The sequence below is a fragment of the Achromobacter sp. CSND-B12 genome (assembly GCF_052906545.1).
Window position 1 is genome coordinate 1,657,891 of record NZ_JBREGJ010000001.1, and the last position, 22,816, is coordinate 1,680,706.

Below are 22,816 nucleotides of genomic sequence, written 5' to 3' on the forward strand. Positions count from 1 at the left end.
ATGACCCACGCCCTGACCCGGGCCGCGCTAGGCGCGGCGCTGATGCTGGCCGCAAGCGGCGCCCTGGCCGCCGACAAGCTCAAAGTCGGTTTCATGCTGCCCTACAGCGGCACCTACGCCGCGCTCGGCAACGCCATCGAGAACGGCTTCAAGCTGTATGTGGCCGAGCAGGGCGGCAAGCTCGGCGGGCGCGAAATCGAATACTTCAAGGTGGACGACGAATCCAATCCGTCCAAGGCCGCCGAGAACGCCAACCGCCTGATCAAGCGCGACCAGGTCGACGTGCTGATCGGCACCGTGCACTCGGGCGTGGCGATGGCGCTGGCCAAGGCCGCCAAGGACGCCGACACCACCCTGATCGTGACCAACGCCGGCGCCAACGCCATCACCGGCCCGCTGTGCGGCCCCGGCATCTTCCGCACCTCGTTCACCAACTGGCAGCCGGCCTACGCCATGGGCCCGGTGGCCAAGGCGCGCGGCCACAAGACGGCGGTCACCATCACCTGGAAGTACGCGGCCGGCGACGAGGCCATCGGCGGCTTCAAGGAAGGCTTCGAGCAGGCCGGCGGCAAGGTGGTCAAGGAACTGAGCCTGCCCTTCCCCAACGTCGAATTCCAGTCGCTCCTGACCGAGATCGCCGCGCTCAAGCCCGATATGGTGTTCACTTTCTTCGCCGGCGGCGGCGCGGTGAAATTCGTGCAGGACTATCACGCCGCGGGACTGGACAAGACCATCCCGCTGTACGGCTCGGGCTTTCTCACCGACGGCACGCTGCAGGCGCAGGGCGCGTCGGCGCAGGGGCTGCTGACCACCCTGCACTATGCCGACGGCCTTAACACGCCGCGCGACAACGCCTTCCGCGCCGACTACGGCAAGACCTACAACATGCAGCCTGACGTCTACGCGGTACAAGGCTACGACGCCGCGCAACTGATGCAGTCGGGGCTGGCGGCGGTCAAGGGCGACTTCGGCAAGAAGGCCGAATTCCGCGAAGCCATGCGCGGCGCCACGGTCGATAGCCCGCGCGGCGCGTTCACGCTGTCCAAGGCCGGCAACCCGGTGCAGGACATCTACCTGCGCCGCGTCGACGGCCTGGAGAACAAGGTGGTCGACGTGGCCGTGCGCAAGCTGGCCGACCCGGCCCGCGGCTGCAAGCTCTAGGACCGGAGAGTCCCCATGGACCTCGGCATCCTGCTCATCCAGAGCCTGAACGCCTTCCAGTACGGCTTGTTGCTGTTCCTGGTGGCCAGCGGGCTCACGCTGATCTTCGGCATCATGGGGATCATCAACCTGGCGCACGGCAGCTTCTACATGATCGGCGCCTACATGGCGTTCGCGCTGGGGCCGGCGGTGGACCGCTGGCTCGGCGGCGGCTTCGTCGCCACCCTGGCGGTGTGCGTGCTGGCCGCGGCCGCGCTCGGCTATCTGCTGGAGGCGGCGTTCTTCAGCTACCTGTACCGCCGCAACCACCTGCAGCAGGTGCTGATGACCTACGGCCTGATCCTGGTGTTCGAGGAACTGCGCAGCATCCTGGTGGGCAACGACGTGCACGGCGTGCCGCTGCCGTCCTGGCTGCAGGGCAGCATCGCGCTGGGCGACGTGATGACCTACCCGGTGTACCGGCTGTTCATCTCGGCGGTGGGCATCGCGGTGGCGCTGCTGCTGTATTGGGTCATCGCGCGCACGCGGCTGGGCATGATGCTGCGCGCCGGCGCCAGCAACCGCGAGATGACCGGGTCGCTGGGCATCGACGTCAACAAGCTGTACCGGCTGGTGTTCGCCGCCGGCGTGGCGCTGGCGGCGCTGGCCGGCAGCATCGCCGCGCCGGTGTCGTCCGTATATCCCGGCATGGGCAACGGCGTGCTGATCATCTGTTTCGTGGTGGTGGTGATCGGCGGCATCGGCTCGATCCGCGGCGCGTTCCTGGCGGCGATGCTGGTGGGCGTGGTCGAGACCTTCGGCCAGGTGCTGTTCCCCGCCGCGGCGGGCGTGCTGGTGTACGTGCTGATGGCCGCGATTCTGCTGTGCAAGCCCGAAGGGCTGTTCAAACAGGGCTGACCATGAATGTGAATCGACTCCTGCCCGTCGCGACCCTGCTGGCGCTGGCCGCCTTCGCCTGGAGCGGCAGCGACTACTACACCGGCCTGGCCGTGAAGATCATGATCTACGCGGTGTTCGCGCTCAGCCTGCAATTGCTGGTGGGCGGCGCGGGGCTGGTCAGCCTGGGCCATGCGGCGTTCTTCGGCATCGGCGCCTATGCCGCCGCGCTGCTGTCGCCGTCCTCGGAAGCGGCCAGCCTGTGGTGGCTGCTGCCGGCGGCGCTGCTGGCCGCGGCCGCCTACGCCGCGCTGACCGGCGCGCTGGCGCTGCGCACGCGCGGCGTGTACTTCATCATGGTGACGCTGGCCTTCGCGCAGATGGCGTACTACGTGTTCCATGACACCAAGGTCGGCGGCGGCAGCGACGGCATCTACCTGTATTTCCGGCCGCGGGCCGAGATCGGCGGCTGGCTGCCGTTCGACCTGGACCAGGGCAATGCCTATTACTTCTTCGTGCTGGCCTGCCTGGCGCTGACCTGGGGCTTCCTGGCCCTGCTGCGGCGCTCGCCGTTCGGCGCGGCGCTGGCCGGCATCCGCATCAACGAACAGCGCATGCGGGCGGCCGGCTATTCCACCTATCCCTACAAACTGGCGGCCTACGTCATCGGCGCCGCGCTGGCCGGCCTGGCCGGCTTCCTGTTCGCGCTCAAGGACGGCTTCGTCACGCCCGAGCTGCTGGCCTGGGAACAATCGGGGCTGGTGCTGCTGATGGTGATCCTGGGCGGCATGGGCAGCCTGGGCGGCGCGGTACTGGGCACGGCCACGCTGGTGCTGTTGCAGGAGCTGTTCCAGTCGCAGGCGCTGTTCGGCGACTACGCGCGCCATTGGCATCTGCCGCTGGGCCTGGCCATCATCGCGCTGGTGGCGCTGCTGCCCGACGGCCTGGCCGGCCTGCCGGCGCAGTGGCGCCAGCGTCGCGCGCGCCACGCTCCGAACGCGCCGGCCGCATCGCCCGCCGCCAAGCCGCTGCCCCTGCCGATCCAAGGAGAGCCTCATGCCTGATCCCCTGCTGACCGCCGACGCGGTCACCCGGCGCTTCGGCGGCCTGACCGCCGTCAACGGGGTGTCGCTGGCATTGCAACGCGGCGAAGTGCATGCCGTCATCGGCACCAATGGCGCGGGCAAGTCGACCCTGATCAACATCCTGTCCGGCGAACTCGCGCCCAGCAGCGGCCAGGTGTCGCTGGGCGGGCGCGACATCACCGCCTGGGGCCAGCCCGAGCGCGCCCGCGCCGGCCTGGGCCGAAGCTACCAGCGCTCGACCCTGTTTCCCGAACTGAGCGTGTTCGAGAACTGCCGGCTGGCGGCGCAGGCGCGGCGCCAGCGCTTCTGGCACTGGTGGCGGCCGGCCTCGGCCTGCGCGGTCAGCGCCGACCTGGCCGCGCAGGCGCTGGAGCGCACCGGCCTGGCGGCCGACGCCGCGCGGCCGGCGGGCCTGCTGCCGCATGGCCGCAAGCGCCAGCTCGAGATCGCCATGTGCCTGGCCGGCGAACCGCAGGTGCTGCTGCTGGACGAACCGCTGGCCGGCATGGGCCCGGAGGAAACCGACCGCATCCTGGCGCTGCTGCAGACACTCAAGGCCAGCCACGCCATCCTGCTGGTGGAGCACGACATGGACGCGGTGTTCCGCATCGCCGACACCATCACCGTGATGGTCAACGGCAGCAGCATCGCCAGCGGCGATCCAGCGCGGATCCGCGCCAATGCCGAGGTGCGCACCGCCTACCTGGGCGAAGACCTGGACGGAGACTTCACATGCGCGCACTGATCGAGGCCGACGGCCTGCACGTGTACTACGGCGCCAGCCACGTGCTGCGCGGCGTCGGCCTGTGCATCGGCGCCGGCGAGTCCGTCGGACTGGTGGGCCGCAACGGCATGGGCAAGACCACGCTGATCCGCAGCCTGGTCGGCCAGGTGCGCAGCGCCCAGGGCCGCGTGGCGGTGCGCGGCGCCGACTGCACCCGCGCAAGGCCGCACGCGATCGCGCAACTGGGCGTGGCCTACGTACCCGAAGGCCGCGGCATCTTCCCCAACCTGAGCGTGCGCGAGAACCTGCTGGTGGCGGCGCGCGCCGGCGAACAGGGGCGGCGCGACTGGACCTATGCGCGGGTGCTGGAGACCTTCCCGCGCCTGACGGAACGGCTGGGCCATGGCGGCCAGCAGTTGTCGGGCGGCGAACAGCAGATGCTGGCGATCGGCCGGGCGCTGATGACCAACCCCGACCTGCTGATCCTGGACGAAGCCACCGAAGGCCTGGCGCCGCTGATCGTGGCCGAGATCTGGAAGATCATCCGGCAGATCTGCGCCACCGGCATGTCGACGCTGATCGTCGACCGCAACTACCGCGCCGTGCTGGCGCACACCGACCGCTGCCTGGTGATGGAAAAGGGATTGATCGTGCGCGACGGCGACAGCGCGGCGCTGGCCGCCGCGCCGGAACAACTGACGCGCTACCTGGGCGTCTGATCGCCCCGCGCCTGCTCCTTGCAGCACGGGGCAAAAGCGTCAGATCAGCGCTTCGATCAGGAACGGGCCGCGGCGCTTCAGGCCGTCCTGCAAGGCGCGAGCGAAGCCTTCCACGGTATCGACGCTGACCGCCTCCACGCCCATGCCGCGTGCCAGGTGAGTCCAGTCCAGGTACGGCTCTTCCAGGTCGAGCATGCGGCGCGCGTTGCGGCCCGGCTCCTGCACGCCCACGTTCTTCATCTCGCCGTGCAGCGTGGCGTAGGAACGGTTGGCCAGGATCACCGTCAGGCAGTCCAGGTTTTCGCGCGCCTGCGTCCACAGCGCCTGCAAGGTGTACATGCCGCTGCCATCGGCCTGCAGGGTGATGACCTTGCGGTCCGGGCAGGCCACCGCCGCGCCGGCCGCCAGCGGCAGGCCGATGCCGATGGCGCCGCCGGTCAGCATCAGCCAGTCGTGCGGCGCGCTGCTGGCGCTGTAGATCGGGAATTCGCGGCCCTGGGTGATGGACTCGTCGCAGACGATGGCGTTGTCGGGCAGGTGATGCGCCACCAGGATGTTGACGGCGGCGCCGGTCAGCTTGCCGCTGGCCGGCACCTCGTAGGCCGGCGCCGGCGCGGCCAGGCGCGGCGCGTCGGCGGCGATGCCGAGTTCGTCGGCCAGCCATTCCAGCGCGTGCGCCAGGTCCTGCTCGACGGTGGCCAGCACGATCTTCTCGCAGTCCTCGGGCGCCAGCAGGCTGGGCTTGCCGGGATAGGCGAAAAAGCCCACCGGCGCCTTGGCGCCGACCAGCACCAGGTGGCGCACGTCCTTGAGCTTGGCCACGGCCAGGTCGATCGGATAGGGCAGCCGGTCCACCGGCGTGCGGTCGCCGCCGCGCTCGATGCGGCGGTTGGAGGTTTCGGACAGCAGCCGCACGCCGGTGGCGCGCGCGATGCGGCCGGCGGCGTCGAGCGCGCGCTGGCGCAGCGCGGTGCTGCCCAGCATCAGCGTGGTGACTTCGCCGGAACGGATCGCCTTGGCGGCGGCGCGCACGGCCTCGATGGTGGTGTGCGGCACGGCTTCATCGACCACTTTGACCACCTGGGAGTCGGCAGGCAGCTCGGTCCAGGCGGAGTTGGCCGGCAGGATCAGGGTGGCGATGTTGCCCGGATGGCGGCGCGCCACGGCGATGGCCTCGGCGGCGTCGGCCGACATCGATTCGGCCGACATGCCGCGCTTGACCCAATGCGACATGGGGCGCGCCACGCCTTCGACGTCGCTGGTCAGCGGCGCGTCGTATTGCACGTGATAGGTGGCGTGGTCGCCGACGATGTTGACCATCGGCGTGCGCGCGCGCTTGGCGTTGTGCAGGTTGGCCAGGCCGTTGCCCAGGCCCGGGCCCAGGTGCAGCAGCGTGGCGGCCGGCTTGTCGGCCATGCGCGCATAGCCGTCGGCCGCGCCCGTCACCACGCCTTCGAACAGGCCCAGCACGCAGCGCATCTTCGGTTTGCGATCCAGCGCCGCGACGAAGTGCATCTCGGACGTGCCCGGGTTGGCGAAGCAGACGTCCACATCATTGGCCAGAAGGGTATCGCAAAGACTATCAGCGCCGTTCATCGTGTTTCCCTGGTTGTTTTGTATCGGGCGGGCGCAAGCGGCTGCGCGCCCTTCCCCGGCAATCATAGGGAGGGTAACGCAAACCGGCTAGAGCCATTTGCGGCGCCCGGCATGGAACCATTTCAGGGGTTCCGGCAGCCGGAATTTCCAGGGCGCCCGCGGCGCCGGCAAGCGCCGAAAACAGAACGGCCCGCTTGCGCGGGCCGTTCCGGGCTCATGCCGTCACGTTCAGCGGATCGGCCACGGATACATCGCGCCGCCCTTGCTCCACAACGCGTTGGTGCCGCGTTGCAGGCCCAGCTTGCTGTCCTTGCCGACGTTGCGCTCGAACACTTCGCTGTAGTTGCCCACGGCCTTGATGGCGTTGTAGGCCCACTTCTCGTCCAGGCCCATGTTCTTGCCAGCGCCCGGCGTCACGCCCAGGATGCGCGAGATGTTGGGGTTGTTGCTCTTGAGCATCTCGTCCACGTTCTTCTGCGTGATGCCGTATTCCTCGGCTTCCAGCAGCGCGAACAGCGTCCAGCGGACGATGCCCAGCCAGTTCTCGTCGCCCTGGCGCACCATGGGGCCGAGCGGCTCCTTGGAGAAGCGCTCCGGCAGAATCTCGTAGTCGTCCGGCTTGGCGACCTGCGTGGCGCGCACCGCGGCCAGTTGCGAGGCGTCGTCGGTGAAGGCGTCGCAACGGCCCGATTCGAAGGCGCGCACGACTTCGGTGACCTTGTCGATCACGACCGGCTTGAATTCGATATTGTTGGCGCGGAACCAGTCGGCCAGGTTCAGTTCGGTGGTGGTGCCCGGCTGCACGCAGACGGTGGCGCCGTTCAGTTCCTTGGCGCTTTTCACGCCCAGCTTCTTGTTCACCAGGATGCCCTGGCCGTCATAGAAGCTGGCCGCCACGGCCGACAGGCCCAGCGAGGTGTCGCGCGTCTGCGTCAGGGTGACGGTGCGCAGCAGCACGTCGACTTCGCCCGATTGCAGCGCGGTGAAGCGTTGCTGGGTCGACAGCGCGGTGCCCTTGAACTTGGTCGGGTCGCCGAACACGGCGGCGGCGACGGCGCGGCAGATGTCCACATCCATGCCTTCCCATTCGCCCTTGCTGTTGGTGGCCGAGAAGCCCGAAACGCCGTCGGTCAGGCCGCACTGCACGTAACCCTTCTTCTTGACCGCATCCAGCGTGGGGCCGGCCACCGCCGCCTGGGATGCGCACGCCAGGGCAAGCGCGCCGGCAGCAAACGAAATCAACCGCTTCATTATTGCTTCTCCTGAATTAGATGCCCGCGCCGGCCTGTAGGCCCGCGGCGGCTGAAACCAAGCCCATGCTTTGCGGGCCGGCCGCCAGATTACGCCATGTCCACGGCGTGAACAACGCACACCGGCCTAGTGGAAACCCGAGTAGCAAATGGATGCGGACGAGCGCAGGAAGTCCGGTGATCGAACTTTATTGGCAGCTGTGCGCCCCGGTTGGCGCGGCCCTGCGTGCCATACTTTTTTCGCGCCCTGTCCGCTGGACGGCGCGATCACCAACCCACAGAAAAACCGGCCGCGCCACAACAAAAACCGCGGGACGCGCGCCGGCATTCGGCCGATTCATGGAGGAGACAAATCCATGGCACTCGCAAGGAAACCGCAGCTCCGCAGCCTCGCGGCAAGGTATCGCCGCCACGCCCTCAAGACCCTGTTGTGCACCGCCCTGGCCGCCCTCGGCCTGGCCGCCGGCCCCGCCCAGGCGGATGACTGGCCCAGCAAACCCATCAAGATCATCGTGCCCTACACGCCGGGCGGCTCCACCGACATCGTCACCCGCATCGTGATGGAAAAGCTCGGCCCGCGCCTGAAGCAGACCATCATTGTCGAAAACCGCCCGGGCGCCAACAGCAGCGTGGGCTCGGCGATCGCGGCCAAGGCCGACCCGGACGGCTACACCTTCCTGTCGATCCTGCCGGCCTACATCATCAACTTCCACCTCTACAAGCTGGGCTACAAGCCCGAGGACCTGACGCCGGTGGCGCAGATGGCCGACCTGCCGCTGTTCCTGTTCGTCTCGCAGGACCTGCCCGTCAACAGCGTGGCCGAGCTGGTGGAATACGCCCGCAAGCATCCCGACAAGCTCACCTATGCCTCCAGCGGCAACGGTTCCAGCGCGCACCTGACCGGCGCCGACTTCGCGCTGCGCAACAAGATCACCATGACGCACGTGGCCTACAAGGGCAGCGCGCCGATCCTGACCGACCTGCTGGGCGGCCGGGTGTCGATGGTGTTCGACCCGATCCTGGTGCCGATGCAGTACGTCAAGCAGAACCGCCTGAAGGCGCTGGGCTTCACCGGCAAGCAGCGCTGGCCCACCGAGCCGTCGATTCCGACCATGGAAGAGGCCGGCATGCCGGGCTTCGTCACCGGCTCCTGGGCCGGCCTGATGGCGCCGGCCAACACGCCCAGGCCGATCATCGAACGCATGGCGCGCGAGATCAGCGAAATCGTGCAGGAACCGGACGTGCGCCAGAAGTTCCTGGATGCCGGCTTCCTGCCGGCCAGCGGCACCTCCGCGCAGTTCGCCGAACTGATGAAGCAGGACTCGGCGCGCTACGCCGGGATCATCCAGCAGGCCCGCATCACGGTGGATTGAGCAACACGGGGCGCGCCGCGCGCGCCCCATCGGAAGCAACAACCATGATCGACAAGTTCATCGACACTCCCGCGGCCGCCGTGGCCGACATCCACGACGGCGCCACCGTGCTGGTCAGCGGCTTCGGCGGCGCCGGCATGCCCACCGAACTGCTGCACGCCCTGATCGAGCAGGGCGCGCGCGAACTCACCGTGGTCAGCAACAATGCAGGCAACCACGAGACCGGCCTGGCGGCCCTGATAAAGGCCGGCCGGGTGCGCAAGGTGATCTGCTCGTTTCCCAAGGCCTCGCATTCGTGGGTCTTCGACGACCTGTACCGGCGCGGCGGCATCGAGCTCGAATGCGTGCCGCAGGGCACCATCGCCGAACGGCTGCGTGCCGCCGGCGCCGGCCTGGGCGGCTTCTTCACCCCCACGGCCTACGGCACCGAACTGGCCGCCGGCAAGGAAACCCGCATCATCGATGGCCGCGGCCATGTATTCGAGACGCCGCTGCACGGCGACTTCGCCCTGGTCAAGGCCGATCTGGCCGACCGCTGGGGCAACCTGACCTACCGCAAGAGCGCCCGCAACTTCGGCCCCATCATGTGCATGGCCGCGAAGACCACCATCGTGCAGGTGCGCGCCAAGGTGGCGTTGGGCGAGCTGTCGCCCGAGGCCGTGGTGACGCCGGGCATCTTCGTCAAGCGCGTCACCCAGGTGGCCCACTCCGCGTTCTCCAGCTGAAGGATTCCCATGCCCACTCCCCTTACCCGCGAAGCCATGGCGCGGCGCCTGGCCCAGGACATTCCCGACGGCAGCTACGTCAACCTGGGCATCGGCATGCCGGTGCTGGTGGCCGCCCATTTGCCCGCCGGCCGCGAAATCGTGCTGCACAGTGAAAACGGCATTCTCGGCATGGGCCCGCCGCCGGCCGAGGACGACATCGACCTGGACCTGATCAACGCCGGCAAGCAGCCGGTGACGCTGCTCGAAGGCGGCGCCTATTTCCACCACGCCGATTCCTTCGCCATGATGCGCGGCGGCCACCTGGACATCTGCGTCATGGGCGGCATGCAGGTCGCGGCCAACGGCGACCTGGCCAACTGGTCCCTCAACAAGCCGGGCGAAGCGCCGGCCGTGGGCGGCGCCATGGACCTGGCGGTGGGCGCGCGCAGCGTCTACATCCTGATGGAACACAACAGCAAGGACGGCTCGCCCAAGATCGTCGAGCGCTGCACCTACCCGCTGACCGGCGCCGGCGTGGTCGACCGCATCTACACCGACCTGGCCGTGATCGACGTCACGCCCGACGGCCTGCGGGTCCGGGATATGATCGACGGCATGACATTGACAGCGCTGCAGGCGCGCACCGGCGCGCCGCTGCGCGCAGGCTGATGCTGCCCAACCTTCCCCCGCCCGGCTACGCCGCGCCCCTCGCCCCCGAGGACCACCCCGACCAGCTGCGCGGTGATCCCGACTACATGCTGACGCTGGCGCGCGGCCTGCACGTGATCCGTGCCTTCGGCACGCGCCGCCATCCGCAGACGGCGGCCGAGCTGGCGCGCCGCGCCGGCCTGCCGCGCGCGGTGGTGCAGCGCTGCCTGCACACCCTGATCCTGCTCGGCATCGCCGAGCAGCATGGCCGCCAGTACATCCTGACCCCGCGCATCCTGGGGCTGGGCTACGCCTACTTCTCGTCGACGCCGTTCGTCTCGCTGGCGCAACCGGTGCTGGAGGAACTGAGCGCCACGGTCAACGAGACCTGCGCGCTGGCCATCATGGAAGGGCACGAGATGCTGTACCTGGCGCGCTCGGAAGTGAACCGGCTGCTGGCCACCTCGATGGGGCTGGGCAGCCGGCCGCCGGCCTACTGCACGTCGATCGGCCGCGTGCTGCTGGCGCAGCTGTCCGAGCCGGCGCTGGCGCGCTACTTCGCCGCCATCGAACTGCAGCCCTACACCGAGTTCACCATCACCACCGAGGCGCGCCTGCGGGCCGAGCTGGCGCGCATCCGCGAGCAGGACTACGCGGTGGTCGACCAGGAACTGGAATTGAATGTGCGCGCCATCTCGGTGCCGGTGCGCTCGGCCAGCGGCAAGGCCTGCGGCGCGGTCAACGTCAGCGTCAAGGCGGCGCGGGTGCCGCTGGAGCGGCTGACGGGGGAGTTCCTGGCGCCGATGCGCCAGGCGGTGGCCAGGATCGGGGAATTCCTGGCGGCCTGAGCCGCCGCCCGCCGTCCTAGAGGTCGGTCGTATCCAGCGTGAACGCGGCGGCGGCGCGGCCGATGCGGTCGTTGACCGCGTGCCAGGCCTCGCTGTCCGGCGGCGCCTGCACGATGATGCGCGCGAAGCCCTGGCCATCCAGGTCGCGCAGCAAGGCATACAGCGCCTGGGCATAGCGCGCCGGATCGGCCGGCACCTGCTGCCACTGGATGCGCGTGTCGCAGGCCGCGGGCGGCGGTGCGTAGGCCACCACCACGACCTTGCCCGGCGGCAGGCCGCGGCCCTGCAGCGCGGCTTGCAGGCGCGCGTCGGACGCCAGTTCCAGCGCGGTGCGCGGCGCATAGTGCGCCTTCAGCGTGCCCGAGGCGCGCGGCGCGGCGGCGTCGGGCGCGAACACCTGCACGCCCAGCACGGCCTCGATCTGCGCCGCGCTGATGTGGCCCGGGCGCAGCAGCACCGGGCCGGCGCCGCGATCCAGGCGCGACAGGTCCAGGATGGTGGATTCGATGCCGACCTCGGAGGCGCCGCCTTCCAGCACCGGCATGCCGGCCGCGACCTCGTCGGGAAATTCACCGCGCACGTGGTCGGCGCGGGTCGGCGAAACCTGGCCGAACTTGTTGGCCGACGGCGCGGCCACGCCGCCCTGCCCGTTCGGCTTGCCGGCCGCGAACGCCGCCAGCAGCGCCTGCGCCACCGGATGCGAGGGGCAGCGGATGCCGATGCTGTCCTGGCCGCCGCTGACCGTGTCGGCGATATGCGGCGCGCGCTTGAGGATCAGCGTCAGCGGACCGGGCCAGAAGGCGTCGATCAACAGGCGCGCCTCGGGCGGCACCTCGGCCGCCCAGTACGACAGGTCGCCCTGCGGCGCGATGTGCACGATCACCGGGTGGTTCGACGGCCGGCCCTTGGCGGCGTAGATGCTGCCCACCGCCCGCGGGTTCTCGGCGTCCGCGCCCAGGCCGTAGACGGTTTCGGTCGGGAACGCGACCAGCTCGCCGGCCAAGAGGCGCCGGGCGGCGTCGGCGATGTCCGCGGCGCTGGCGGAGACGGACGAAGCGGACATGGCGTTACTCGGGCGCCTGCATGCCCAGCGCGGCGGCGACACGCGCCGCGTCGGCCTGGGCCTGTTGCAGCGTCGGCGCGACGATGGTGACGTGGCCCATCTTGCGGCCGCGGCGCGCTTCGCGCTTGCCGTACAGGTGCAGCTTGGCCGTGGGCACCGCCAGCGCGGCGGCCCAGTCGGGCTCGCGCTGCGTGTCGCCGGTAGCCGACGGATACCAGATGTCGCCCAGCAGGTTCAGCATCACGGCCGGCGCCAGCAGGTCGGTGCTGCCCAGCGGCAGGCCGGCCATGGCGCGCGCCTGCTGCTCGAACTGGCTGGTGACGCAGGCGTCCATGGTGTAGTGGCCGCTGTTGTGCGGACGCGGCGCGATCTCGTTGACGATCAGGCTGCCGTCCTGGAGCACGAAGAATTCCACGCACAGCACGCCGTGGTAGCCCAGGCCCTGCGCGATGGCCTGCGCGGCCGCGGTGGCCTGCGCCTGGCGTTCGGCGTGGGCGGCGTCAAGCTTGACCGGCGCCGCCGTCGACACGGCCAGGATGCCGTCGCGGTGCACGTTGCGCGCCACCGGGAACACCACGCTGGCGCCGTCGAAACCGCGCGCGATCACGACCGAGATCTCATAGTCCAGCGGCATCAGCGCTTCCAGCACGCAGGCCACCCCGCCGAACTCGGCGAACGCGGCCAGCGCGGCCTCGCGCGAATCGATGCGGGCCTGGCCCTTGCCGTCGTAGCCCAGGCGCGCGACCTTCAGGATGCCGGGGAACAGGCTGTCGGGCGCGGCGCGCAGGTCGGCCTCGCTGCGGATGGCGGCGTGCGGCGCGACCGGGATGCCCTGGCTGGCGATGAAGGCCTTCTCGGCGATGCGGTCCTGCACGATGGCGACCGCGTCGGCGGCCGGGCTGACGCGGCAACGCGCCGCCAGCGCGCGCAGGCTGTCGGCCGGCACGTTCTCGAATTCGGTGGTGACGGCCTGACAGGTCTGCGCCAGGCGCGCCAAGCCGTCTTCATCGTCATAGGCGGCCTGGATGTGCAGGTCCGCCACCATGCCCGCCGGGCATTCGGCGGCCGGGTCCAGCACCGCGACCTTGTAGCCCAGGCTTTGCGCCGCGTGGCAGAACATGCGGCCCAGCTGGCCGCCGCCCAGCAGGCCGAGCCAGCCGCCGGGGGCAATGGTGAAAGCAGTCGATTGCGTCATGGGGGTCAGGCCTCGGGCGGAACCTTCATGTCGCGCGCGGCCTGCGTCTGGCGCGCGCGGAATGCCACCAGCTTCTTGTGCAGGCCGGCATCGGTGCCCGCCAGCGTGGCGATCAGGTGCAGCGCGGCGTTGGCGGCGCCGGCCTCGCCGATGGCGAACGTGGCCACCGGCACGCCCTTGGGCATCTGCACGATGGACAGCAGCGAATCCTCGCCGCGCAGGTACTTGGACGGCACCGGCACGCCGAACACCGGCACTTCGGTCAGGGCCGCCATCATGCCCGGCAGGTGGGCCGCGCCGCCGGCGCCGGCGATGATGCCGCGCAAGCCGCGATCAAACGCGGCGGCGCCGTACTCGGCCATGTCCTGCGGCATGCGGTGCGCGGAAATCACGCGCGCCTCGTACGGCACGCCGAAGTCTTCGAGCATGGTGACGGCGTGCTTCATGACCTCCCAATCGCTGGAAGAACCCATAATCACGCCCACCACGGGGGTGGCGTCTGCCGCTGCGGAAGTCTTGGCTGTCATAACCGGTGTCGAGTCGTTGAAAGGCCGCGGCCGTGCCGCGAAACCCGGTATTTTACCCGGCGCCGGCGCCACCCCTATGGCGTATTGCCCGAACCCAGCCAGAGATACCCGGCGGGATTGTCCGGGCAGGGCCCGAAACCGCATTGCAGCGTGGTGCTGCCCAGGTTGGCGAGCACCATGATGAAAAACAGGGCCATGATGACCACGCCCAGCACCGACACCGGCCGCTTGAGCATGTTGTCGCCCCATTTGCGGTCCACCGACAGCATCAGCACGCAGAACACGATCAGGACGCCGAAGGCGATGAAGGCCCAGGTATAGAAGTGCAGGCCCAGGAACGGCGTGCCGTAGCCGGCATCGCCCGGGGCGATGTGCAACAGCACCTGGCGGCCCGACGCCACCATGCCGCCCAGCGAGGCGGCAATGGTCATGGCGTAGTGCATGGGGGACGGGCCCAGCCGCAGGTTCAGCAACAGCCCCACCCCGGCCAGCATGAAGGCCACGCGTTGCAGCAGGCAGAGCGGGCACGGCAATTCGTCGTAGGCGAATTGCCAGGCGAAGGCCAGCCCGAGGATGGCGGTCACGCCCAGCAGGGCCAGGGCGTTGAGCACGCGCGAGCCGCGCGCGGGATTGCGGGAAAAGATCATGTCGGCGGGCCTACAGCGACAACGCCAGCGGGCTGGTCATGTGGAACTGGCACCAGGCGGCGAACACCGCCAGGGTGATCAGCCAGAAAGCGACGCAGGGACGGCGCTTGCCCAGCAGGCCGAACCAGACGGCGACCAGTCCGGTCAGGAAAGGCAACATCATGATCATGCGCAGCTCCTTTCTGCATCCGGTGGGCGTTCAGGCCCAGGCGGCGGCTGCGGGCCGCGTCCGGCAAGTTGACAGAGAGAAAGCCGCGCGGGCGCGCCGACGGCTTCCTGTTGCAAGTTGCCGGCGAGTATAACGTAACAATACGCAATAATTCTTACCGAAAAACAGGGATTACCCTGACGAACGGTCTGCGCCGGGCAAAAAAAACCGCCCGGCGATCGGGCGGTCTTTCGGGCGGTCTTTCGAATGGGCGGCGCGTCAGGCCACCAGGCGGTCGAGCGCTTCGCGATACTTGGCGGCCGTCTTTTCCAGCACGTCCTGCGGCAGGCGCGGCGCCGGCGGGGTCTTGTCCCAGGTCTGGGTCTCGAGCCAGTCGCGCACGAACTGCTTGTCGAACGAAGGCGGGCTGATGCCGACGCGGTAGCCGTCGGCCGGCCAGAAGCGCGAGGAGTCGGGCGTCAGCACTTCGTCCATCAGGTACAGCGTGCCGTCGTCGTCCAGGCCGAACTCGAACTTGGTGTCGGCGATGATGATGCCCTTGGTGGCGGCGAAGCGGGCCGCCTCGGCATACAGCTTGAGCGTGACGTCGCGGATGCGCTCGGCCATTTCCTGGCCGACTTCCTTGACCACATGCGCGAAATCGACGTTTTCGTCGTGCATGCCGAATTCGGCCTTGGCCGCCGGCGTGAAGATCGGCTCGGGCAGCTGGCTGGCCTGCTGCAGGCCGGCGGGCAGCTTGATGCCGCAGACGGCGCCGGTGGCCTGGTAATCCTTCCAGCCGGAACCGATCAGGTAGCCGCGGGCCACCGCTTCCACCAGGATCGGCTTGAGGCGCTTGACCACCACGGCGCGGCCGCGCACCTGGTCGACTTCGTCGGGCGCCACCACGTCTTCGGCCTTGATGCCGGTGGAGTGGTTCGGCAGGATGTGGGCCAGCTTCTGCAGCCAGAACTCGGTCAGTTCGGTCAGCACCTGCCCCTTGCCGGGAATGGGATCGTCGAGGATGACGTCGAACGCCGAGATGCGGTCCGACGCGACGATCAGCAACTTGTCGTCGCCCACCGCGTACATGTCGCGGACCTTACCGCGGCCCAGCAGCGGCAAGGACTTGATGCTGGATTGATGCAAAGCAGAAGTCACGGAAAAATGGCCTATGGCAAAAATGGGGGTCGCGCAAAGCGCATAGGTTACTGCAAATAGCCCCGTCTTGCCGCGCGGCGGGCCCCGGGTTAGTCTGGCCGGATTCCAAAAAATGCGCCGGCCGCGCACCGCGTCACGGCGCCCCCTTTACCCCTGGAGGAGACAGAGTCGTATGCAGGATGCAACCCAGAAACGCCCGCCGCACGCCGACGCGCAGGTCCACCTGACCGGCGGCTGCCAATGCGGCGCGGTGCGCTACGCGGTGACCGAAGAGCCGATCATGGCGGCCACCTGTCATTGCCGCGATTGCCAGTATTCCAGCGGCGGCGCGCCGGCCCACGCGCTGATCCTGCCGGCCGGCTCGGTCACCCTGCTGCGCGGCAAGGCGCGCGAGCACCGCTACCAGGGCGATTCCGGCCACACCGTGATGCGCAGCTTCTGTGCCGACTGCGGCACGCCGCTGTTCGGCGGCTCGGACGGCATGGGCTACGAGGTGGTTCGGGCCGGTTCGCTGGACGACCCCGAGGCCTTCCACACCCGCGTCACCATGTGGACGGACTCGGCCCCGTCCTGGCACCACGTGGACAGGACCGTGCCGCATTTCCCCCGCAACGCCCCGCCCGCCTGACAGGGCCGGCGCGCAAAGAAAAAAAGGCGGACCCGCCAGGGTCCGCCTTTTTGCTGCCCGCCTTCCGGGGAAGGCGGCCGGCGGCTTACTGCACCACCTGGGTCAGCTTGCCCGAGGCGTACTGGGCGGCGATCTCGGTCAGCGGCAGCGCCTTGATCTTGCTGGCGTTGCCGGCGGTGCCGAACTCGGTGTAGCGAGCCACACAGATCGCCTTGGCGGCGGCGCGGGCCGGCTTCAGGTATTCGCGCGGGTCGAATTTCTCGGGGTTCTCGGCGAAGAAGCGGCGGATGGCGCCGGTCATGGCCAGACGGATGTCGGTGTCGATATTGATCTTGCGCACGCCGTACTTGATGGCTTCCTGGATTTCCTCGACCGGCACGCCGTAGGTTTCCTTCATGTTGCCGCCGAATTCACGGATCTCGGCCAGCAGTTCCTGCGGCACGCTGGAGCTGCCGTGCATCACCAGGTGGGTGTTGGGCAGGCGGGCGTGGATTTCCTTGATGCGGGCGATCGACAGGATGTCGCCGGTGGGCTTGCGCGTGAACTTGTAGGCGCCGTGGCTGGTGCCGATGGCGATCGCCAGGGCGTCGAGCTGGGTGCGGCGCACGAAGTCGGCGGCCTGCTCCGGGTCGGTCAGCAGCTGGTCCATGGTCAGCTTGCCGTCGGCGCCGTGGCCGTCTTCCTTGTCGCCCTGCATGGTTTCGAGCGAGCCCAGGCAGCCCAGTTCGCCTTCGACCGTCACGCCCAGCTTGTGGGCCACGTCCACCACCTTCTTGGTGACCTCGACGTTGTAGTCGTAGTCGGCGATGGTCTTGCCGTCTTCCTTGAGCGAGCCGTCCATCATGACGCTGGAAAAGCCCAGGTCGATGGCGCCCTGGCAGACCTTGGGCGACTGGCCGTGGTCCTGGTGCATGACCACGGGGATGTGCGGGTAGGACTCCACGGCGGCCTGGATCAGGTGCTTCAGGAAGCCTTCGCCGGCGTACTTGCGGGCGCCGGCCGAGGCCTGCATGATCACCGGGCTGTCGGTCTCCGCCGCGGCTTCCATGATGGCCTGGACCTGTTCCAGGTTGTTGACGTTGAATGCCGGGATGCCGTAGCCGTGCTCGGCGGCGTGGTCGAGCAACTGGCGCATGGAGACTAGGGCCATGAGTGGTCCTCCTTAGGTACTGTCGATTGAAAGATGGTTGAAATCAAGCGGAATGGTGAGATTTTACGGGGGATTCGAAGAAAGGTCTTGAAACGACGGGTATCCCTATCCGCCAGGACTAAACCGGCCGCCCGAGCCGCGGCCGGGCGCCTCCCCCATAAGCAGGCCCGCCGTTAGGGGCGGCCGGCGCGCGGCACGTCCACCCGCGTCACCAGGATCCGCCCTTCGGGCCGGGCGCGGCGGTTGGCCTCGATGAAATCGGGCGCCGCCGCCATGAACAGCGTCTTGCCGTCCGGCCCGCCCAGCGCCGCCGCAAAGATGCCCAGTTCGCCGGTATCGATTTGTTCCAGAATCTCGCCGCCGCGCGCCAGCCGCACGATGCGCTTGCCGATCGCGTCGGCCACCCACAGCGCGCCCTCGGCGTCCAGCGCGCCGCCGTCCGGCCCGATGGCCGACGCTTCGATCAGCACCGACAGGTCGTCCGACTCCGGCAGGGCGCCGAAGTGGGCCCAGTCGCGCCGCGGCCCCAGCGCCCCGTCCGCCAGGATGTCGAATTCCGAGATCCGGTTGCCGAAGGTCTCGTTGACGATCAGGGTCTTGCCGTCGGGGGTGATGAAGGAACCGTTGGGAAACCACAATCCGTCCGCCACCACCTGGGCCACCCCGTCCGGATCCACCCGCACCAGGGTGGTGGTGGCGAAAGGCTCGCCAGCCATCAGGTCGAAACCGAAATTGCCCACGTAGGCGCGGCCCAGCTCGTCGACCACCATGTCGTTGACCGGTCCGCCGGTCAGGGCGGACAGGTCGCAATGCGTGACCAGCCGGCCGTCGGGCTCGCGCCGCAGCAGCTTGCGGTCCTTCATGGAGGAAATCAGCAGGCGTCCGTCCGGCAGCCACCCCAGGCCGGACGGCTGCTCCAGGACGCGGCAGATGACTTCCGCCCGACCCTCCAGGTCGACGGCGATGACCTTGCCTGTATAGAAGTCCGATGCCCACAGGCGCCCGTCGCGCCAGCGCAGTCCCTCCAGGAAGGTGTACCCCGAGGCCAGCACGGACAATTCGCGTTGCGGCATGGCTTTGTCTCCCACGGCTTTCTCCTTATTGGTGACGGCGGGCCTGGCTGGCCCAATATCTGTATGGATGGCGCCCGCCCCGGGCAGCGCCTGGGCGTCCCGGGGCCAGGCCATTTTGTCATGAGGCCGGCGCGGCGGCAGTCGGGGTTGACCCGTCCCCAACCTGACAACTAACTGTCAGGTTGACGGCGTTAACATCGCGCCCCAAGGGTTAACCCGCGCCGGTTGCCCTCCGGCATATCCGTCATTGGACCGATCCGCCCCGCCCCATGCCGGCGGGTAAGGCCTTCCCCCGGGCCGACCGCGACGATCCCCGTTTTCCTGTTTTTGAAGATGAATACAAAGAAGCTGACGCGTTACATCGGCATCGCCATGGTGCTGGGCGTCGTGGTGGGCTATTTCTGCAACAAGTACGCGCAGAACGCGCAAGAGGCCAAGGAAATCGCCTCGTACTTCAGCCTGATCACCGACATCTTCCTGCGCATGATCAAGATGATCATCGCGCCCCTGGTATTCGCCACCCTGGTGTCCGGCCTGGCCAGCATGAGCGATGCCAGCGCCGTCGGCCGCATCGGCCTGCGCGCCATGTTCTGGTTCATCGCGGCCTCTGCCATCTCGCTGCTGCTGGGCCTGGCGCTGGTCAACATCTTCCAGCCCGGCGCGCACCTGAACCTGGCGCTGCCCGACGCGGCCGCCACGGCCGGCCTGAAGACCGGCGACTTCACCCTCAAGGCCTTCATCGCGCACGTGTTCCCCAAGAGCATTGCCGAAGCCATGGCCAACAACGAGATCCTGCAGATCCTGGTGTTCTCGCTGTTCTTCGGCGCGGCGCTGTCGTTCATCCGCGGCAAGGGCCACAACACCATCTACAACATGATCGACGAGCTGGCCAAGATCATGTTCCGCGTCACCGACTACGTGATGCGCTTCGCGCCGCTGGGCGTGTTCGCCGCCATGGCCGCCGCCATCACCACCGAAGGCCTGGGCGTGCTGGTCAGCTACGGCAAGCTGATCGGCGAGTTCTACCTGGGGCTGGCGCTGCTGTGGGCCATCCTGTTCGGCGTGGGCTACCTGTTCCTGGGCCGTTCGACCTTCCGCCTGGGCGGCCTGATCAAGGAACCGACCCTGCTGGCCTTCTCGACCGCCAGCAGCGAATCGGCCTATCCCAAGACCATCGAGGCGCTGGAGCGTTTCGGCGTGTCCAAGCGCATTTCGGGTTTCGTGCTGCCGCTGGGCTACTCGTTCAACCTGGACGGCTCGATGATGTACCAGTCGTTCGCGGTGCTGTTCATCGCGCAGGCGTACAACATCGAGATGAGCTTCTCGCAGCAACTGACGCTGCTGCTGGTGCTGATGGTGACCAGCAAGGGCATGGCGGGCGTGGCGCGCGCCTCGCTGGTGGTGGTGGCGGCGACGCTGCCGATGTTCCACCTGCCCGAGGCCGGCCTGCTGCTGATCATGGGCATCGACCAGTTCTTCGACATGGGCCGCACCGCCACCAACGTCGTCGGCAACAGCCTGGCCACCGCCGTCATCGCCAAGATGGAAGGCAAGGAAGAGGACCTGGCGGCCGCCGATGCCGCCGCCGACACTGCCACCGGCGCGGTTTCAGCGCCGCCGCGCACGGCCTCCCGCGAGGCCTGAGCCAGGCGCGCCGACTCGTTCCAGAACCGCAAGCACGGGCCCCGCGATGAATGCGGGGCCCGTTTTTCATGAGTCGGCCGATCCCGCGGCCCGCCTGGGGCCGCCGCGTGGATTCAGTCGTTGACCGAACACGACACCGGCGCGCCGTCCTCGAATTCCACGTCGTAGGTGTGCACCGGGTCCCAGGGCAGCGTGAACCACAGTTCATAGCCGTCGCCGTCCTCGTCGAACAGCCAGAGGGCGCGCAGCACGGCCTTCCCGGCCATCGCCTCGGCGGTTTCCTCGCCCAGCAGTTGGTCGTCCTCGATGCCGAGCTTCTTGTAGTGTTCGTACGAGTAGTTGTCCAGCAGGAAGTCGGCCGCGGCCAGGACCTGCTCATCGAGATTGTCGATGATGGCCTTGACCACCTTGGACGCCGCGCCGGAGGGCTCCTCGCCGTCGGTCTGCACCATGACGTGGATGGGCGGACGCCCCTCGCCCACGGGCACGTTTTCGGCGGCCCAGAGATCGGGTTCTTCGGGGTCCTGGGTGAAATTGAATCGTGCCATCACGCGCTCCGGAAAATAAGGCAGACGGGCCGCTCGCCCGCTGGCGGCGTCCTCGTCCGCCCATTTAACCAGATGCGCGTGCCGCCCGCTTGTCCGGCGACAAGGTCTGGCGGTTTCCTCAGGCCGCCACCAGGCCGTCGGCCTCGGCCGCGCGCGCGGGCGTCGGCGCGCGCGCCGGCGCATAGTGGGTCGAGAACACCAGGCGGCCGGCGCTCCAGGTATGGCTGATGAGCGGCAACGCGCCAACCTGCGCCACGGCCACCAGGTCGGCGCGCTGGCCCACCGCGATGCGGCCGCGATCGGCCAGGCCGCAGGCGTCGGCCGGATTCGCCGTCACCAGCGCAATCGCCTGCGGCAGCGTCAGGTCGGTCTGCGCCGTCACCGCGAAGGCCGCGGCGATCAGGGTCGAGGGCTGGTAGTCCGAGCACAGGCAGCTGGCCACGCCCGCGCGGATCGCGTCGATGGCGCGCATCGAACCGCTCTGGCTCTTGCCGCGCAGCACGTTGGGCGCGCCCAGGATGGTGGGCAGGCCGCAGGAAACCGCGGCGCGGGCGGTATCGAGCGTGATCGGAAACTCGCTCATCGCCACGCCCAGGTTGCGCATGGTGGCGATGCGATGGATCGAATCGTCGTCATGGCTGGCGGTGGGGATGCCCCGGTCGCGCGCATGCGCCAGCAGCGTTTCCACACGCTGCACCGCGCCATCCTTGGCGCGCGCCTTGGCATGCGCGGCCTCCTCGGCCTGCTCGCGGCTCATGGCGTGGTTGCCGATCATGTATTGCAGGTATGACTCCAGCGTCTTGAACTGGCCCTGGCCCGGCGAATGGTCCATCACCGAAAGCAGGTCCACCGCGCCCTCGTCCATCAGCTGCCGCAACACTGGCACCGAGGTGGCGTCGGTCACTTCGTAGCGGCAGTGCACGCGGTTGTCGACCAGGCTGTGCTGGCGGAAGGCGCGCACGCTGCGCACCACCTGCGCGGCGGTGTCGTTGTTGCGCACGCCCCATTCGCTGTTGGCGAACGACAGCGCATGGTAGGGCGTGGTGATGCCGGCCGCGGCGTTGCGGCGATCCACCTGCGCCACCGCGAAATCCAGCGGGAACAGCACTTTCGAGCGCGGCTCGGCTTCCTTTTCGATGGCATCGCAATGCAGGTCGACCAGGCCCGGCACCAGCGTCAGGCCGCGCAGGTCGATCTCGCGGTCGGCCGCGGCGCCATCGGGCGCGATGGCGGCGATGACGCCATCCTCGATCAGGACGGCGCTGTCTTCCAGCACGCGGTCGGGCAAGACGACGCGGGCGTGGGTCAGGTAGGTGCTGGTCATGCTCACTCCAATTCGACGGCGGCCTGCGCGGGACGCAGGGCCAGGACCCGCGACGCCACCGCGTCGCGCACTTCTTCATCGTGGAAGATGCCCAGCAGGCAGCGGCCGGCGGCGCGCGCTTCGCGGATCAGCGCCACCACCACCGCGCGGTTGTCCGGATCCAGCGACGCGGTCGGCTCGTCCAGCAGCAGGATGGGATGCCGGGCGATGAAGCCGCGGGCAATGTTGACCCGTTGCTGTTCGCCGCCCGAGAAGGTGGCGGGCGCCAGCCCCCACAGCCGCTGCGGCACGTTCAGGCGGCGCAGCATGGCGGCGGCGCGCTCGCGCGCCTCGCCGGCGTCGATGCCGGCCATGCGCAGCGGCTCGGCCACCACGTCCAGCGCCGACACGCGCGGGATCACCCGCAGGAACTGGCTGACGTAGCCGATGACGTCGCGCCGCAGCGCCAGGATGCGCTGCTCGGGCGCGCCGACCAGTTCGACCCAGTCGTCCCCGGCGCGCACGCGGATGCTGCCTTCGGTGGCCAGGTAGTTGCCGTAAAGGCAGCGCAGCAAGGTGCTCTTGCCGGTGCCCGAGGGGCCCGCCAGCACCAGGCAGTCGCCGGCGGCGGCGTCGAAATCGACCGCCTCCAGCACCGGCAGGCGAATGCCGCCCTGGTTGTGCAGGGTGAACATCTTTCCGAGGCCCCGCACCTCGATCATGGGAGTCGCAACGGTCATGG

At 68.8% G+C, this 22,816-nt stretch carries 24 protein-coding genes; 11 read left to right on the plus strand and 13 right to left on the minus strand.

Features of this window, described 5'->3' with window-relative positions; translation table 11 throughout:
- From ACUTAG_RS07665 to ACUTAG_RS07685, 5 genes are read left to right on the plus strand one after another with little or no spacing between them, the layout of a single operon-like run.
- On the plus strand, nt 1-1,161 hold the full coding sequence (locus ACUTAG_RS07665) for an ABC transporter substrate-binding protein (RefSeq protein ID WP_006385540.1): 1,161 nt from the start codon (nt 1-3) through the stop codon (nt 1,159-1,161).
- A 15-nt stretch (nt 1,162-1,176) separates the two neighbouring features.
- Complete coding sequence (locus ACUTAG_RS07670) at nt 1,177-2,058, plus strand: branched-chain amino acid ABC transporter permease (protein WP_006385541.1); 882 nt, start codon at nt 1,177-1,179, stop codon at nt 2,056-2,058.
- A gap of 2 nt (nt 2,059-2,060) precedes the next feature.
- A complete protein-coding gene (locus ACUTAG_RS07675) occupies nt 2,061-3,101 on the plus strand; it encodes a branched-chain amino acid ABC transporter permease (protein ID WP_052102912.1) in 1,041 nt (346 codons plus the stop codon).
- The gene (locus ACUTAG_RS07680; RefSeq protein WP_038504272.1) at nt 3,094-3,867 is read left to right on the plus strand and encodes an ABC transporter ATP-binding protein; all 774 of its coding nucleotides are present in this window, start codon (nt 3,094-3,096) and stop codon (nt 3,865-3,867) included. Before ACUTAG_RS07675 ends, ACUTAG_RS07680 begins: the two co-directional genes overlap by 8 nt.
- Entirely contained in the window at nt 3,855-4,565 is a 711-nt protein-coding gene (locus ACUTAG_RS07685; protein ID WP_006385544.1) for an ABC transporter ATP-binding protein, read from the plus strand. Before ACUTAG_RS07680 ends, ACUTAG_RS07685 begins: the two co-directional genes overlap by 13 nt.
- Before the next feature lie 39 nt (nt 4,566-4,604).
- On the opposite strand, the gene ACUTAG_RS07690 is transcribed toward ACUTAG_RS07685, so the two are convergent.
- Nucleotides 4,605-6,161 (minus strand): acetolactate synthase large subunit, encoded by a 1,557-nt coding sequence (locus ACUTAG_RS07690; RefSeq protein WP_006385545.1) that lies wholly within the window; start codon nt 6,159-6,161, stop codon nt 4,605-4,607.
- A 228-nt stretch (nt 6,162-6,389) separates the two neighbouring features.
- A complete protein-coding gene (locus tag ACUTAG_RS07695; protein WP_006385546.1) occupies nt 6,390-7,412 on the minus strand; it encodes an amino acid ABC transporter substrate-binding protein in 1,023 nt (340 codons plus the stop codon).
- Between the two features lie 355 nt (nt 7,413-7,767).
- Here ACUTAG_RS07695 and ACUTAG_RS07700 point away from each other — a divergent pair, with 355 nt between their 5' ends.
- The 4 genes from ACUTAG_RS07700 to ACUTAG_RS07715 are packed head-to-tail and all read left to right on the plus strand — an operon-like array spanning nt 7,768 to nt 10,987.
- Nucleotides 7,768-8,784, plus strand: coding sequence for a Bug family tripartite tricarboxylate transporter substrate binding protein (locus tag ACUTAG_RS07700; protein ID WP_006385547.1), 1,017 nt, complete (start codon nt 7,768-7,770; stop codon nt 8,782-8,784).
- Nucleotides 8,785-8,828: 44 nt separating this feature from the next.
- Nucleotides 8,829-9,509, plus strand: a complete 681-nt coding sequence (locus tag ACUTAG_RS07705) for a 3-oxoacid CoA-transferase subunit A (protein WP_006385548.1) — start codon at nt 8,829-8,831, stop codon at nt 9,507-9,509.
- Between the two features lie 9 nt (nt 9,510-9,518).
- Complete coding sequence (locus ACUTAG_RS07710) at nt 9,519-10,160, plus strand: 3-oxoacid CoA-transferase subunit B (protein WP_006385549.1); 642 nt, start codon at nt 9,519-9,521, stop codon at nt 10,158-10,160.
- The gene (locus tag ACUTAG_RS07715) at nt 10,160-10,987 is read left to right on the plus strand and encodes an IclR family transcriptional regulator domain-containing protein (protein WP_446650086.1); all 828 of its coding nucleotides are present in this window, start codon (nt 10,160-10,162) and stop codon (nt 10,985-10,987) included. The genes ACUTAG_RS07710 and ACUTAG_RS07715 overlap by 1 nt, the downstream gene beginning before the upstream one ends.
- A 16-nt stretch (nt 10,988-11,003) precedes the next feature.
- Here the strand turns inward: ACUTAG_RS07715 and ACUTAG_RS07720 are convergent, their stop codons facing one another.
- From ACUTAG_RS07720 to ACUTAG_RS07745, 6 genes are all read right to left on the minus strand, one after another.
- Nucleotides 11,004-12,050, minus strand: coding sequence for an L-threonylcarbamoyladenylate synthase (locus tag ACUTAG_RS07720; protein ID WP_006385551.1), 1,047 nt, complete (start codon nt 12,048-12,050; stop codon nt 11,004-11,006).
- Between the two features lie 4 nt (nt 12,051-12,054).
- Entirely contained in the window at nt 12,055-13,245 is a 1,191-nt protein-coding gene (locus ACUTAG_RS07725) for a 5-(carboxyamino)imidazole ribonucleotide synthase (protein WP_006385552.1), read from the minus strand.
- Nucleotides 13,246-13,250: 5 nt separating this feature from the next.
- On the minus strand, nt 13,251-13,772 hold the full coding sequence (purE, locus tag ACUTAG_RS07730; protein ID WP_026383173.1) for a 5-(carboxyamino)imidazole ribonucleotide mutase: 522 nt from the start codon (nt 13,770-13,772) through the stop codon (nt 13,251-13,253).
- Between the two features lie 74 nt (nt 13,773-13,846).
- Nucleotides 13,847-14,419: a disulfide bond formation protein B gene (locus ACUTAG_RS07735; RefSeq protein ID WP_020926730.1), complete on the minus strand. Its 573-nt coding sequence runs from the start codon at nt 14,417-14,419 to the stop codon at nt 13,847-13,849.
- 10 nt (nt 14,420-14,429) lie between these two features.
- Nucleotides 14,430-14,588: a DUF5993 family protein gene (locus ACUTAG_RS07740; protein ID WP_006385555.1), complete on the minus strand. Its 159-nt coding sequence runs from the start codon at nt 14,586-14,588 to the stop codon at nt 14,430-14,432.
- Nucleotides 14,589-14,846: 258 nt separating this feature from the next.
- Entirely contained in the window at nt 14,847-15,728 is an 882-nt protein-coding gene (locus ACUTAG_RS07745; RefSeq protein ID WP_006385556.1) for a phosphoribosylaminoimidazolesuccinocarboxamide synthase, read from the minus strand.
- Nucleotides 15,729-15,900: 172 nt separating this feature from the next.
- Here ACUTAG_RS07745 and ACUTAG_RS07750 point away from each other — a divergent pair, with 172 nt between their 5' ends.
- A complete protein-coding gene (locus tag ACUTAG_RS07750; RefSeq protein ID WP_020926728.1) occupies nt 15,901-16,356 on the plus strand; it encodes a GFA family protein in 456 nt (151 codons plus the stop codon).
- Between the two features lie 85 nt (nt 16,357-16,441).
- On the opposite strand, the gene fba is transcribed toward ACUTAG_RS07750, so the two are convergent.
- Entirely contained in the window at nt 16,442-17,506 is a 1,065-nt protein-coding gene (fba, locus tag ACUTAG_RS07755; protein ID WP_006385558.1) for a class II fructose-bisphosphate aldolase, read from the minus strand.
- 173 nt (nt 17,507-17,679) lie between these two features.
- Nucleotides 17,680-18,579: an SMP-30/gluconolactonase/LRE family protein gene (locus tag ACUTAG_RS07760; RefSeq protein ID WP_035181935.1), complete on the minus strand. Its 900-nt coding sequence runs from the start codon at nt 18,577-18,579 to the stop codon at nt 17,680-17,682.
- 333 nt (nt 18,580-18,912) lie between these two features.
- Here ACUTAG_RS07760 and ACUTAG_RS07765 point away from each other — a divergent pair, with 333 nt between their 5' ends.
- Nucleotides 18,913-20,223, plus strand: a complete 1,311-nt coding sequence (locus tag ACUTAG_RS07765; RefSeq protein WP_006385560.1) for a dicarboxylate/amino acid:cation symporter — start codon at nt 18,913-18,915, stop codon at nt 20,221-20,223.
- A gap of 113 nt (nt 20,224-20,336) precedes the next feature.
- On the opposite strand, the gene ACUTAG_RS07770 is transcribed toward ACUTAG_RS07765, so the two are convergent.
- The 3 genes from ACUTAG_RS07770 to phnL form a co-directional block, all read right to left on the minus strand.
- A complete protein-coding gene (locus ACUTAG_RS07770) occupies nt 20,337-20,771 on the minus strand; it encodes a hypothetical protein (RefSeq protein WP_006385561.1) in 435 nt (144 codons plus the stop codon).
- Between the two features lie 118 nt (nt 20,772-20,889).
- Entirely contained in the window at nt 20,890-22,095 is a 1,206-nt protein-coding gene (locus ACUTAG_RS07775) for an alpha-D-ribose 1-methylphosphonate 5-triphosphate diphosphatase (RefSeq protein ID WP_049054883.1), read from the minus strand.
- Between the two features lie 2 nt (nt 22,096-22,097).
- Complete coding sequence (gene phnL / locus ACUTAG_RS07780; RefSeq protein WP_026383179.1) at nt 22,098-22,814, minus strand: phosphonate C-P lyase system protein PhnL; 717 nt, start codon at nt 22,812-22,814, stop codon at nt 22,098-22,100.
- Between the last annotated feature and the right edge of the window lie 2 nt (nt 22,815-22,816).

Coding starts and splice junctions, on each gene's coding strand:
- ACUTAG_RS07670 (WP_006385541.1), top strand. CDS start 1,177: ATGGACCTCGGCATCCTGCTCATCCAGAGCCTGAACGCCTTCCAGTAC.
- ACUTAG_RS07770 (WP_006385561.1), bottom strand. CDS start 20,771: ATGGCACGATTCAATTTCACCCAGGACCCCGAAGAACCCGATCTCTGG.
- ACUTAG_RS07725 (WP_006385552.1), bottom strand. CDS start 13,245: ATGACGCAATCGACTGCTTTCACCATTGCCCCCGGCGGCTGGCTCGGC.
- ACUTAG_RS07720 (WP_006385551.1), bottom strand. CDS start 12,050: ATGTCCGCTTCGTCCGTCTCCGCCAGCGCCGCGGACATCGCCGACGCC.
- ACUTAG_RS07665 (WP_006385540.1), top strand. CDS start 1: ATGACCCACGCCCTGACCCGGGCCGCGCTAGGCGCGGCGCTGATGCTG.
- ACUTAG_RS07750 (WP_020926728.1), top strand. CDS start 15,901: ATGCAGGATGCAACCCAGAAACGCCCGCCGCACGCCGACGCGCAGGTC.
- ACUTAG_RS07700 (WP_006385547.1), top strand. CDS start 7,768: ATGGCACTCGCAAGGAAACCGCAGCTCCGCAGCCTCGCGGCAAGGTAT.
- ACUTAG_RS07710 (WP_006385549.1), top strand. CDS start 9,519: ATGCCCACTCCCCTTACCCGCGAAGCCATGGCGCGGCGCCTGGCCCAG.
- ACUTAG_RS07765 (WP_006385560.1), top strand. CDS start 18,913: ATGAATACAAAGAAGCTGACGCGTTACATCGGCATCGCCATGGTGCTG.
- ACUTAG_RS07740 (WP_006385555.1), bottom strand. CDS start 14,588: ATGATCATGATGTTGCCTTTCCTGACCGGACTGGTCGCCGTCTGGTTC.
- ACUTAG_RS07775 (WP_049054883.1), bottom strand. CDS start 22,095: ATGACCAGCACCTACCTGACCCACGCCCGCGTCGTCTTGCCCGACCGC.
- ACUTAG_RS07695 (WP_006385546.1), bottom strand. CDS start 7,412: ATGAAGCGGTTGATTTCGTTTGCTGCCGGCGCGCTTGCCCTGGCGTGC.
- ACUTAG_RS07760 (WP_035181935.1), bottom strand. CDS start 18,579: ATGCCGCAACGCGAATTGTCCGTGCTGGCCTCGGGGTACACCTTCCTG.
- ACUTAG_RS07705 (WP_006385548.1), top strand. CDS start 8,829: ATGATCGACAAGTTCATCGACACTCCCGCGGCCGCCGTGGCCGACATC.
- fba (WP_006385558.1), bottom strand. CDS start 17,506: ATGGCCCTAGTCTCCATGCGCCAGTTGCTCGACCACGCCGCCGAGCAC.
- phnL (WP_026383179.1), bottom strand. CDS start 22,814: ATGACCGTTGCGACTCCCATGATCGAGGTGCGGGGCCTCGGAAAGATG.
- ACUTAG_RS07735 (WP_020926730.1), bottom strand. CDS start 14,419: ATGATCTTTTCCCGCAATCCCGCGCGCGGCTCGCGCGTGCTCAACGCC.
- purE (WP_026383173.1), bottom strand. CDS start 13,772: ATGACAGCCAAGACTTCCGCAGCGGCAGACGCCACCCCCGTGGTGGGC.
- ACUTAG_RS07715 (WP_446650086.1), top strand. CDS start 10,160: ATGCTGCCCAACCTTCCCCCGCCCGGCTACGCCGCGCCCCTCGCCCCC.
- ACUTAG_RS07675 (WP_052102912.1), top strand. CDS start 2,061: ATGAATGTGAATCGACTCCTGCCCGTCGCGACCCTGCTGGCGCTGGCC.
- ACUTAG_RS07690 (WP_006385545.1), bottom strand. CDS start 6,161: ATGAACGGCGCTGATAGTCTTTGCGATACCCTTCTGGCCAATGATGTG.
- ACUTAG_RS07680 (WP_038504272.1), top strand. CDS start 3,094: ATGCCTGATCCCCTGCTGACCGCCGACGCGGTCACCCGGCGCTTCGGC.
- ACUTAG_RS07685 (WP_006385544.1), top strand. CDS start 3,855: ATGCGCGCACTGATCGAGGCCGACGGCCTGCACGTGTACTACGGCGCC.